Here is an 11,936-nt window from a genome sequence, read left to right as displayed (position 1 = left end):
ACATTTGCTTGTGTTCAGCCAGCAACAACCTGCGCATCCATCTTCTGGCGCAAGCTCAGCGGGCGCATATCAGTCCAGACCTCTTCGATGTAAGCCAGGCACTCTTTCTTCATCCCGCTTTTACCCACGGTGCGCCAGCCTTCTGGCACGGCCTTGTAGTCGGGCCAGATGGAGTACTGTTCTTCATGGTTGACCACCACCTGGAACAGGATGTCTTCGCGGTCAAATACTGAGGTCATTGCGGTTCTCCGTCACTTAAAGGCTGCCACGCACTGCGCGTGGCTGATGTATGTAGGAACGTATAGCGGTGCAGGAAAATTAGAGGCTCGCCACAGCCGCTGCCAAAGCCCGACCGAAGATCTCTGCCACGCGGTCGATTTCTGCCCCGGTGATGACCAGCGGCGGCAGGAAACGCACCACGCCGCCATGGCGCCCGCCCAGCTCCAGGATCAACCCGCGCTTGAGGCATTCGCGTTGCACCAGCGGCGCCAATTGCCGATGGACCGGCGGGTGGCCCTGGACGTCGGGCGTGCCGTTGGGGTTGACCAGCTCTACCCCGAGCATCAGGCCGCGCCCGCGGATATCCCCCAGTTGCGGGAAGTCCCGCTGCAGGATGCGCAGGTGTTCAGCCAGGCGCTCGCCCATGGCCGCCGCGTGGTCGGCGACGTTATGTTGCTTGAGGTAGCGCATCACCGCCGAGCCGGCCGCCATGGCCATCTGATTGCCGCGGAAGGTCCCGGCATGGGCGCCCGGCAGCCAGGTGTCGAGCCACTCGCGATACACCACCACCGCCAGCGGCAAGCTGCCACCAATGGCTTTGGACAACACCACCACATCCGGAACAATGCCGGCATGTTCAAAGGCAAACATTTTGCCGGTGCGAGCGAAACCGCTCTGGATCTCGTCGACGATCAACGCCACGCCGGCCTGCTCGGTAATGCGTCGCAGGCCGCGCAGCCAGTCGAGGTCGGCCGGGATCACGCCGCCTTCGCCCTGCACCACTTCGACGATCACCGCCGCCGGCAGCAAAACGCCGGCCTCCGGGTCGTTGAGCAGGTTTTCCAGGTAGTGCAGGTTGACCTTGACTCCCTCTGCCCCACCCAGGCCGAACGGGCAGCGGTAGTCATAAGGGAATGGCAAGAATTGCACGCCATTGGCCAGCAAGGCGCCCAACGGCTTTTTCGGCCCCAGGCTGCCCATCAGGCTCAATGCGCCCTGGCTCATGCCGTGATAACCGCCCTGGAACGACAACACCGTGCTGCGCCCCGTGGCGGTACGCACCAGTTTCAGCGCGGCTTCCACCGCGTCGGTGCCGGTGGGGCCGCAAAACTGGATCTTCGCCTCCCGCGCCAGTTCCGCTGGCAGCAGGCCGAACAGGTCCTGCACAAACTGGTCCTTGACCGGCGTGGTCAAGTCCAGGGTATGCAGCGGCAACTCGTCGAGCAGCACCTGCTGGATCGCCTCGATCACCACCGGGTGGTTGTGCCCCAGCGCCAACGTGCCGGCTCCGGCCAGGCAGTCGATGAAGCTGCGACCTTCAACGTCCTCGACATAAATACCCTTGGCCCGCTTGAGCGCCAGGGGAATGCGCCGTGGGTAGCTGCGGGCATTGGATTCCTGCTGGCGCTGGCGGGCCAGCAGCGGCGATTCATCGAACTGGTAAAGCGCTTCCGCAGGCGTCGGGCTGGCCGACACCTGCAAATCTTCAATGCGACTGGTAGCGACTGACATCTCTAGATCCCTCAATACGCTGATGATGGTGACCAAACTGCCAACCCGTTGACGTCTGGCCCCCAAAGGGCGTGCGCACGGATTTCCTGTTCTGGAAACGCTTCAGCGGCGTGAGGATTTACACCCGGCTCAGTGAAAAACCGGCAAATGGCCGGTCACTCGCCGGCACTGGTGTACTTTTCATTCAGTGCATACAGAATCGCGCAGGTCTCGATATCCAGTTGCCCACGATAATCGGCGGGCCGGAAGTGCATCTGGAACGCACGCAGGCGCTGCTGGAACGCCTGGCGGTTTTTCGCCGGGGCGTAGCCGTAGCGCTGGAAGGCCCGTTCGACCTCCACCTCCTGGGGCAACCCCATGCGAAAGCGCCGCTCATAGGCACTTTTGGCCTGTGCATCGAACCAGGCGCCAATGCCCGCTTCGAACAAACCGTGCCAGGGCAAGCGTGGCCCCGGGTCACTCTTGCGCCAGAACGCCACATCCGAATGGCCGACGATATCGGTGGCGCCGATCTGCGGATGACGGGCGCAAATGTCGCGCAGCAGCGCGATCAGCACGGCGATCTGCTGCGGATCATAGGCAGGAAAGGTAAACACCCCACCCTCATCGCGGGCCAGGTTGACGATCTCGATGCCGATGGAGCGACTGTTGACGTTATCGCGACCCGCCCAATGACTGGCGCCTGCATGCCAGGCGCGCTGGCGTTCATCCACCAGTTGGAACACCCGCAATTCGTCGTAGCCGGCACTTCGATAGCTGGCCTCATGGGGGGCGGGTAACAGGTAATGGGCACTGACACCCTGCTGCGTCAGGGAGCGCAGGGAGGAGGGAAAGGGCGCGGCGGTGTAATGCACCACCACCTGGCGCACGGCTTCACCATTGCGTTGATTAAAATCTTTGGCTGGATAAGTGGAATCGATGACCAACATAGGCGCTGTCCTTTTCAATACAGGCTGAGTCATTCAGCCGGCAAACCTGCAAACACAAAAATTGCCGCCATCCTGAAGCGTCGGGCCCCAGGATGGCGGTAGTTATGTGTATGCAAGCAAGGATCAGCGCCGCAGCGGCATCCCCAGGTCGACCCGCAGGCCGTCGGGCTGGCTGTCGAAGGCCAGGGAACAAGAGCATCGCTGGACAATCGCCTGCACGATGGCCAGGCCCAGGCCACAACCGCCGCTGTTGCCATTGCGCCAGAAACGCTGGGTCAGGTGTTGCAGGTCTTCGCTGGAGATCGGCGCGCCATGGTCGCGCACGCGAAACACCACTTGATTGCCCTGGGTGAACACGCTCAACTCCACCCGCGTATCGGCCGGGGTATGGCGCAGGGCGTTATCCAGCAGGTTACGCAAGGCCGCCACCGCCAGGCCCACGGGCATTTCCACCGGATCCTGGGGCAGGTTGTCCGGCAGGATCAGGTCGATGCGGCGGTTGTCGCCGGCGTTGGCGTCCTGGATCGCCAGGCGCGCCACCTGTTCGGCACTGGACTGCAAACCGTCATCAAACGACAGGCTGCCCTCGACCCGCGCCAACAGCAGCAACTGCTCAAGGGTGCGATGCAGGCGGTCGGCGCCCTCCTCGGCATGGGCCAGGGATTGATCGCGGGCGGCGCCGTCGGTCATGCGTGCCACTTGCAGGTGGGTCTTGATGGCCGTAAGCGGGCTGCGCAGCTCGTGAGCGGCATCGCCGGTCAGCCGGCGCTCGCGCTCGATGGTCTTGGCGATGCGTTGCAACAGTTGGTTCTGGGTGTCGAGCAGCGGCTTGAGCTCGCTGGGCAACGGGTGAATCTGCAACGGCTCAAGGGAGTCGGCACTGCGCCGCATCAAGGCATCGCGCATGCGGTTGAGCGGCACCAGGCTCTGGCCGATCCCCAGCCACAACAGGCACAGGCAACCCAGCAAGGCCACGCCCACCGGCACTGAGGCCGCCAGCAGGATCGACATGTTCAGCGCCTCGCGCTCCACCTGACGGTCGGCGGTGGTGATGAACAAATCACCCCGGGCCAGGGTAAAGCTGCGCCAGGCAGCGCCGTCGATGATCTGGTCGCGAAAGCCACTTTGCCGCGATTCCAACCCCTGATCCGGCGTGGTGTGGCTGCGGGCCAGCACTTCACCCCGCAACGAGCTGACCTGGCACGCCATGCCACCGGGCACATTCAGTTGTTCGGCGCCAAAACGCTTGCCCTCGCCCACGCTGGCCAGGCCCGGCATCTGCTCCATCAGCCCGGCCACCATGCGCGCCGAGGCCACCAGGCGCTGGTCCAGGGAAAACATCATCTGGTTGCGCAGGTCGTTGAGCATCCAGGCCGCCGCCAGCGCCCAGATCAGCACAAAAGCGGCGCCCAGCTTGAAGGTCAGACGCAGGCGCAGGCTCATCACGAGGCGTCGTCTCCAGTATCCGCCGGGCCCAGGCGGTAGCCCAGACCGCGCACGGTCTCGACAATACCGTTGCCCAACTTGCGGCGCAGGTGGTGGATATGCACGTTGAGGGCGTTGCTTTCCAGTTCATCGTTGAACCCGTAGACGCTGTCCTTGAGCTGCTCGCTGGACAGCACCCGGCCACGGTTGTGCAGCAATGCCTGCAACAGGGCCTGTTCGCGGCGAGACAAGTCCACCGGCTGGCCGCCGAGCAAGGTTTCGCGGCTGCTGGGGTTGTAGCTCAGCCGGCCATGCTCGATCAGGTTGACGCTGCGCCCGGCCACCCGGCGCAACAGGGTTTGCAAGCGTGCAGCCAGCTCGCGCAGGTCGAAGGGCTTGAGCAGGTAATCGTCGGCACCGGCTTGCAGGCCGTCGACGCGGTTGGTCACCGAGTCGCGCGCGGTGAGGATCAGCACCGGGATCTCCAGCCCCGCACTGCGCTGTTGCTGCAGCAATTTGAGGCCGTCTTCATCCGGCAGGCCGAGGTCGAGCACCATGATGTCGAACTCCGCCGCCTTGAGCATCGCCCGCGCCGCCGCGGCCGTGGCTACGCGCTCGACCGTAAAGCCCTGGGCGCCGAGACCGGCAACGATGCCACTGGCAATCAGGTCATCGTCTTCACAGACCAGTACGTGCATGCTGAACCCTTTGCAAAAATGCTGATTTAAAGGAGGGCGGATTAAGCACGCATTATGCCGGCAAAAGATGCGCGCCTTGAAAATCCCTACACTCTAGAATAGCCCGGTTAATCATCGGTTAATCAGCACCACACATTGTGTGCCCACTTGCATCGAACTAAGGCTTGACCATGCGGCATCTGTTTATCTTCCTGTTGGTGTTGTTCACCGGATTGGCCCAGGCCGCGCCTGGCAACAATCCGTTCGAGACCAAAGCCGAGTTCCTCCCGGTAGGCAAGGCCTTTACCTTTACCTCCGAGCGCCTGGCTTCCGGTGAAACCCAGCTGTATTGGCAGATTGCCGACGGTTATTACCTGTACCAGCAACGCATGAAATTCGAAGGCCTGGCCGAACAGCCCGTGCTGCCCCAGGGCGAGGCCCATAGCGACGAGTTCTTCGGCGAGCAACAGGTGTACCGCCAGGGCCTGGAAGTGAAACTCCCGGCCGGCGCCACCGGTAAGGTCAAGCTGGGCTGGCAGGGCTGCGCCGATGCCGGCCTGTGCTACCCGCCGCAATCGCTCACCGTCGACCTGGGCGGCAACCCCGCCGTGGCCGCCACCGCCGAGGCCCAGGATGAAAGCCTGGCCAGCGGCCTGCAACAACGCAGCCTGGGCTGGAGCCTGCTGGTGTTCTTCGGCCTGGGCCTGCTGCTGGCGTTTGCCCCGTGTTCGCTGCCGATGCTGCCGATCCTCGCCGGCCTGGTAGTGGGCAGCGGTGCCAGCCCACGCCGTGGTTTTGCCCTGGCCACCAGTTATGTGGTGTGCATGGCGCTGGTGTATGCCGCCCTCGGCGTACTGGCCGCGCTGGCCGGCAGCAACCTGGCTGCGCTGCTGCAAACCCCGTGGATCCTCGGCAGTTTCGCCGCGCTGTTTGTGATCCTCGCCCTGCCAATGTTCGGTTTCTTTGAACTGCAACTGCCGGCCTTCCTGCGCGATCGCCTGGACAACGCCAGCCGTCGGCAAAACGGCGGCAGCCTGGTCGGCGCTGGCGTGCTCGGGGCCTTGTCCGGCCTGCTGGTAGGCCCGTGCATGACCGCGCCCCTGGCCGGCGCCCTGCTCTACATCGCACAAAGCGGCAATGCCCTGCACGGCGGCCTGATCCTGTTTGCCATGGGCATCGGTATCGGCGTGCCCTTGCTGTTGCTGGTGACGGTGGGCAATCGCTTCCTGCCCAAGCCAGGCACCTGGATGAATGTGCTCAAGAGCGTGTTTGGCTTCCTGTTCCTCGCGACCGCCGTGTTGATGATCCGCCCGGTCGTCGACGAAAGCCTGTGGCTCGGCCTGTGGGGCGTGCTGGCACTGGTGATGGCCTACTGCGGCTGGAGCCTGGCCCGCGAGTACGGGCTGGTCGCCAAGGCACTGGGCGCAGGTTCCCTGGTCCTGGGCCTGTGGGGCGCGATCCTGGTGATCGGCGCAGCCGGTGGCAGCGATGACCTGTGGCAACCGCTCAAGGTGTTCGGTGGCTCGCCGGTGGCCGGCGCGCCGACCGCCCATGACAGCTTTACCACCATCAACGCCCCGTCAGCCCTGCAAACCCAGCTCGACAGCGCCAAGGCCCAGGGCCAATGGGTGCTGCTGGACTACTACGCCGACTGGTGTGTGTCGTGCAAGATCATGGAAAAACAGGTGTTCGGTAAACCCGAAGTCATGGAGGCCCTGAAAAACGTGCGCCTGCTGCGCCTGGACGTCACCGCCGACAACGCCGCCAGCCGTGAGCTGCTGGGCCGCTACAAAGTCCCCGGCCCACCGAGCTTTGTGTGGATCGGCCCGGACGGTGCAGAGCGCCGCGCCCAGCGCATCACAGGTGAAGTGGACGCCGCAGCCTTCCTGCAACGCTGGACCCAGACCCGGGACGCACCCTGATGCTGACCTTGACCATCGGCACCTTTGCCATTGCCTTGAACCATCTGCTGCTGATCAGTGCGCTGGTCCTCGCCACAGTGGTGGGCTGGCGCGTGGCCAAGCGTGGCGGCGAGAACCCCGAGTCGGTGCTGTTCAGCCTGTTCCTGCTGGGCATGCTCAGCGCGCGCATCGGTTTTGTATTGATGTACTGGTCGTACTACCGCGATGACCCGCTACAAATTGTCGACCTGCGCGACGGCGGCTTTCTCGTCTGGCCGGGGGTGATCGTGCTGATCATCGCCGCCCTGCTCTGGAGCTGGCGCCGCCCGGCCCTGCGCAAGCCGCTGACCGCCGGCGTGGTCAGTGGCCTGGCGTTCTGGGCGCTGGCCAGTTTCTCGTTGAACATCTATGAAAAAGGCACGCGCCTGCCGGATATCGCCCTGCGCAACGCCGATGGCGAAACCGTGCAACTGGCCGACTACCAGGGCGGCCCGTTGGTGATCAACCTGTGGGCCACCTGGTGCCCGCCCTGCCGGCGGGAAATGCCGGTGCTGGAAAATGCCCAGAAACAACGGCCTGACGTGACCTTCCTGTTCGTCAACCAGGCCGAAAGCATGCAAAGCGTCAGCACCTACCTGGCCACCCAGGGCCTGAACCTGGACAACGTACTGTTCGACGCCAGTGGCCGCCTGGGCCAAGCCGTGGGTTCGATGGCGCTGCCGACCACGCTCTTCTATCAAGCCGATGGCCGGCTGATCAACAGCCACCTGGGCGAGCTGTCCCAGGCCAGCCTGGCCCGCGCCATGGAATATTTCGACCCCACGGACTCGACTGCCGCCAAGACGGCCCCTTCAAGGAAACCCTTATGCCCCGCCTCCGCCACCTGCTGACCCTGCTGCCCCTGGCACTCGCCGCCAACCTCGCCCACGCCGAAGAATGGCCGGCGCCGATCAAACAGATCGAAGCCAAGGGCGCCAAGATCATCGGCAGCTTCGATGCACCGGGCGGGCTCAAGGGCTATGCCGCGCAGTACCAGAACCGTGGCATGGCGCTGTACCTGACCGCCGACGGCCAGCACGTGCTGGCCGGCAACCTGTACGACGCCAAGGGCAATGACCTGAGCACCGCGCCCCTGGAAAAACTGGTCTACGCGCCGATGGCCAAGGAAATCTGGGCCAAGATGCAACAGAGCAGCTGGATCCAGGACGGCGATAAAAACGCGCCGCGCACCGTCTACCTGTTCAGCGACCCCAACTGCCCGTACTGCAACATGTTCTGGGAACAGGCGCGGCCCTGGGTCAAGGCCGGCAAGGTGCAGTTGCGCCACATCATGGTCGGGATCATCCGCGAGGACAGCCCCGGCAAATCGGCGGCGCTGCTGGCCAGTAAAGACACGGCCCAGGCCCTGCAAGAACATGAGTCTGCGGGCAAAGCCAGCAAGCTCAAGGCCCTGGCCAAGATCCCGGCCGAGATCCAGGCCAAGCTCGATGCCAATATGAAGTTGATGGAAGAGCTGGAATTGTCGGCCACCCCGGCGATTTTCTACCTGGATGACAAGGGCCAGTTGCAGCAGCAGCAAGGGGCGCCGTCGCCGGATAAACTGGGGAAAATCCTCGGCCCGAAATAATCGCTCGACGCTGGCCGGACAAGGCCTCCAACGGTTGGAGGCCTTGTTGCGCAGCTTACATCTCTGTCACAGTCAAGCCAGTCACGTCGTAGTCATTGCCCGGCCCCCCCCCCATCTGCAGGTTGTCCAAGGTGAGCCGCACCGTAGCGGCCTTGGCCTGGAACACGCCCTGGAGCAAGTACCAGGTGGCAGGAGGTAACATTTCCGCTGAGATTGGCACCCCCTGGGCCGTGAGGATCAAGCGCGGCCTGTTCACTAACAGCGGAATATCACGGATCCACGCACTGAACCGATAGGAACGCCCCACCTGCAGCCCGCTGAAGTCCTTGAACAGTTTCACACGCTGCGTGGCTGGATCGCTGGTATCGGTGTACCCCCAGTCCTGCAAGAAATACCCGTTCGCCGCTCCAGGCACAGCACCTAGCTTGAGCACCAGATCGCCAGGATTGGTGGCGCCGGGTCCTCTGTTCCAGCCATTCCAGCCTTTGCCGGCAGGATCGAAGTCGGTGTGGTCGGAGAATGCCTTACTTAACAGCAGCTGCAACGCCGGAAACACCACCGCCGTACTTTCCTGGCTGCTTCCATCAGCAGTGACTTTGCAGGTGAACGTCAAGGTGCTGAGATCCTTCAAAAGCTCAAGCTCGATTCGCCTCAACGCTTGCTTGAGCCCGGCGCTGACTTCTGCCTCCGTCACGACCTTGCCCAGGTAAACATTAAAAATGTACGGGCTGCCATCCTCCCTGGTCCCAATCCCGCGCAGCCAGACTCTCTGGTTCGGCAAGATAAACCACCAGGGTTGCACGGTAATGTCCGCATCGGCGCTGAAAGTGCGCAAATCCAGAATGTTGTTGGTAGCCTGCGGCACCACCGGCGTCGGCAAACGTACGGGCACACTAATCTGCAGGTCGAGGTCCGGGGAAGTTGCCACTTTGCACAGACTGGTGACGGTGTAGTTGATCTTCACCGTCTTGCCGATCCCATGGATCACTGCTTCCCGGGGAATATGGAAATCCACGTAGCCTGGATCACTGCTGCCAGGCTTCGACATCACTGGTAGGCAAGTACCGTCTGTGCGCGTCCAGCACACACTGATTGTATGACTAGGGTTGATCAGCGCGTAGGCCACGCGCACCGTCACGCCATCCCGGCCGTTGTAAACCGTGAGCTGGGTGCCCACCGCTTCGCACACCGTGGGCGCCTTGAGCTCCAGCCCCTCCTGTGCGATGTCCAGAAGCAATACCGGGAATCTGTGGGCACTGTCCTTGTCCAGCTGGCCGTTGAAATTCACCGCAAAATGCACTTCAAAAGCGCTGCAATCCGCCAGTTTTTGCAGCTCGTGGCGCGGTAACGGCGCCTCGACACCGGTCAACCACTGCTCGGTGACCGGTACCCCCTCCAGCACCTCAAAGCTGTATGGGCTGCCGCCTTCCAACTCTCCGGTCACCCACAACCAGCAGGGCTGGCCCAGGGCAATGTAAGGCCAGGCAACCACCGTTGCGCTAGCATCGCCGCCGAATGTACTGAGGTCCAGGGTGCTGCCCGTCGCCTGTTCCACCGCCAGGTTGGGCAGGCCGCTGATATCCAGGACATGCACTTTTTGTGGCGGCGACTCCCATTCGCCGCCACACACACGTGACACGCTGTAGCCCAGCAATATCTGCTGGCGCAGGTTGGCGCTGATCGCCGACGGCGCAACGGCGAATACCAGGCTCTGCTCCCCCTGCGCCACAACGCGACACTCCAGCCCCGGCGACCCAGGCCCAGGCGTGCCGATGAACGTGGGGCAAACCATATCCCCCGGGCACATACGCTCGTACGCCACCTGGATATGCGCGCCGTCCTGCGTGTTCACCGGGTTGACGATCCAGCCGTCGGCGCCGCAGTCCACCGCCTCGACAAGATGGGGCTTGGGCAACTCCAGGTGCGGTTCGGTGAGCAGGTTCACCAGCAGCGAAGGAAACGCACGATAGACCGGCCGCGAATCCCTGGGTGGCAGAAACTCAACGCTGAACAGGATGTACAACTCGCTGTCATGCTTGAGCGCCGCCAGTTCGGCCCGGGGCAAGGTCCGGGTCCAACCGTTGCGAATATCCTCTTCACTGACCGGCTCCCCGTCAAAAAGGTACAGCCGGGCTTTTGAGCCATCCGGGTAGACACCACCGATATACAGCTGCACACGTTGCGTGGTGCCGATAAATGGCCAAGGCGCAACATGGATCGTCACCGGGTCATCACAGCACATCTGCCCAAGGTCCAGGCTGTTGAACGGGGCTTCGAGGATCTGCGGCCGGGGCAGGTTGGACGGCAGCGGGATCCAGACCACGCCATCAGGCGACGCTTGCTCGCCGCCATCACGGGTCACGGTGTAGCTGAAATTCGCGAAGTTATCCAGGCGCATACCCACGAACTGCGGCGGGATATGGAAGTCGATACAGCCTTCGTCCATACCGCTCTGTGGGGGGATAGGGGCACAATCGCCGTGGGTCGATTCCCAGCACAGGGAGATACTGTCAGTGCTGCGCATATCCTCGTAACAGACACGTACCGTTGCGCCCTCCAGCAATTTGAGCGGGTCCACCTCAGCCTGGCCTTGCGCCTCGACCAATTTCGGTTCGGGCAAGTGCAACGACGCATCCACAAACAACAGCACGGTTGTACGGGGATGAAACTCGTGGGCGTTTTCCGGAAGCTGGGTTTCGTAGATCGGATCAACCGGCACCGGCGGCTGGGGTGAGGTGCCATCAAAGATCACGGCCATGTGGATGGTCAGGGCCGAGTAGTCCTCGCGCCGTGCCATCCAACTGCGCGCGAGCTTGAATTCAAAGATATGCCCGGCAATGGCCTCGGCGGCCGTCACCACATGGTCCCGAGCGACCCAGCTAAACGCGAACGGCGGCTTGTGCTGATCGCCTGCCACATTGATAAACAGCCGCTGCCCGGCTTGGATCATCGGCCACGCCTTGACCCTGATGGTCTCATCGCCGCTGAATGCCTTCATATCCAGTTGCCAGGTGCTATGGATGTATTGCGCATGGGCAAACACCGGCAGCGATGCCTGGAGGTCCTGCTCGCGGATCTGTTGGACCTCCAGTTCCAGCACCAGCGACTGCTTGAGTTGACCGCCCACAGACGCTGTGTACCAGATCAACACGGTATGCCCGATGCAGGTACTGACCCACTGCCAGGGAATGGGAATGTCAATGCTGCCAGTGGTACTGCCTGTTCGCACAATCGGCTCGAACACCGGCTCGTCCTGATCCCGGATGGCCCAGTACAACGTCACCGGTGTCGCGCCCATCCCGGCAAATGCAATAGTTGCGCGCGTGCCGTCGATGGCGTCGATGGGATACAGGATGTTGTTGTTGGCGGCGTATTGAATCTGCGGATAGGGTAATTCGACGGTGGCTTCAACAACGGGCTGGGCAGCGGCCGGTGACGAACTTTGGGGCGCAGTTTTTTTAACCATGACAGGACCTCCAGTCCAGGGAAAGTTAACCAGCAGGCCTGACCGCCAGGCCAAAAACTGCTGTTATCTAACGCTTGGAATACAAGCCTTGCCTACTGTCAGAATTGACAGTTCACACACCGACAATGCGCATAACCGACCAACGGCGGAACGCCCGCAGCATCTGCGGGCGCCGCCTTT

9 protein-coding genes are annotated in these 11,936 nt (G+C 62.7%); 3 read left to right on the top strand and 6 right to left on the bottom strand.

Features of this window, described 5'->3' with window-relative positions; genetic code table 11:
* Positions 1 to 14 precede the first annotated feature (14 nt).
* From HBO19_RS06365 to HBO19_RS06345, 5 genes are all read right to left on the bottom strand, one after another.
* Complete coding sequence (locus tag HBO19_RS06365) at positions 15 to 239, bottom strand: MbtH family protein (RefSeq protein ID WP_032862749.1); 225 nt, start codon at positions 237 to 239, stop codon at positions 15 to 17.
* A gap of 79 nt (positions 240 to 318) precedes the next feature.
* A complete protein-coding gene (locus tag HBO19_RS06360; RefSeq protein WP_170042841.1) occupies positions 319 to 1,731 on the bottom strand; it encodes an aspartate aminotransferase family protein in 1,413 nt (470 codons plus the stop codon).
* Positions 1,732 to 1,886: 155 nt separating this feature from the next.
* Positions 1,887 to 2,660, bottom strand: a complete 774-nt coding sequence (locus tag HBO19_RS06355) for an N-acetylmuramoyl-L-alanine amidase (protein WP_170057077.1) — start codon at positions 2,658 to 2,660, stop codon at positions 1,887 to 1,889.
* A gap of 123 nt (positions 2,661 to 2,783) precedes the next feature.
* Positions 2,784 to 4,103, bottom strand: a complete 1,320-nt coding sequence (locus tag HBO19_RS06350) for an ATP-binding protein (protein WP_169952536.1) — start codon at positions 4,101 to 4,103, stop codon at positions 2,784 to 2,786.
* On the bottom strand, positions 4,103 to 4,783 hold the full coding sequence (locus tag HBO19_RS06345; protein ID WP_169952538.1) for a response regulator: 681 nt from the start codon (positions 4,781 to 4,783) through the stop codon (positions 4,103 to 4,105). Before HBO19_RS06345 ends, HBO19_RS06350 begins: the two co-directional genes overlap by 1 nt.
* Positions 4,784 to 4,953: 170 nt before the next feature.
* Between HBO19_RS06345 and dsbD the strand changes: the two genes are divergently transcribed.
* The 3 genes from dsbD to dsbG are packed head-to-tail and all read left to right on the top strand — an operon-like array spanning position 4,954 to position 8,290.
* Positions 4,954 to 6,684 (top strand): protein-disulfide reductase DsbD, encoded by a 1,731-nt coding sequence (gene dsbD / locus HBO19_RS06340; RefSeq protein ID WP_170057076.1) that lies wholly within the window; start codon positions 4,954 to 4,956, stop codon positions 6,682 to 6,684.
* On the top strand, positions 6,684 to 7,553 hold the full coding sequence (locus HBO19_RS06335) for a TlpA disulfide reductase family protein (RefSeq protein ID WP_170042838.1): 870 nt from the start codon (positions 6,684 to 6,686) through the stop codon (positions 7,551 to 7,553). Before dsbD ends, HBO19_RS06335 begins: the two co-directional genes overlap by 1 nt.
* Positions 7,529 to 8,290 (top strand): thiol:disulfide interchange protein DsbG, encoded by a 762-nt coding sequence (gene dsbG / locus HBO19_RS06330; RefSeq protein ID WP_170057075.1) that lies wholly within the window; start codon positions 7,529 to 7,531, stop codon positions 8,288 to 8,290. Before HBO19_RS06335 ends, dsbG begins: the two co-directional genes overlap by 25 nt.
* Before the next feature lie 55 nt (positions 8,291 to 8,345).
* On the opposite strand, the gene HBO19_RS06325 is transcribed toward dsbG, so the two are convergent.
* The gene (locus HBO19_RS06325) at positions 8,346 to 11,756 is read right to left on the bottom strand and encodes a hypothetical protein (RefSeq protein WP_170057074.1); all 3,411 of its coding nucleotides are present in this window, start codon (positions 11,754 to 11,756) and stop codon (positions 8,346 to 8,348) included.
* Between the last annotated feature and the right edge of the window lie 180 nt (positions 11,757 to 11,936).

This window comes from Pseudomonas sp. WS 5021 (assembly GCF_012985535.1).
Classification (GTDB): domain Bacteria; phylum Pseudomonadota; class Gammaproteobacteria; order Pseudomonadales; family Pseudomonadaceae; genus Aquipseudomonas.
The sequence above is the reverse complement of the archived record's forward strand: the minus strand, read 5'-3'. Positions and strand labels throughout refer to the sequence as shown.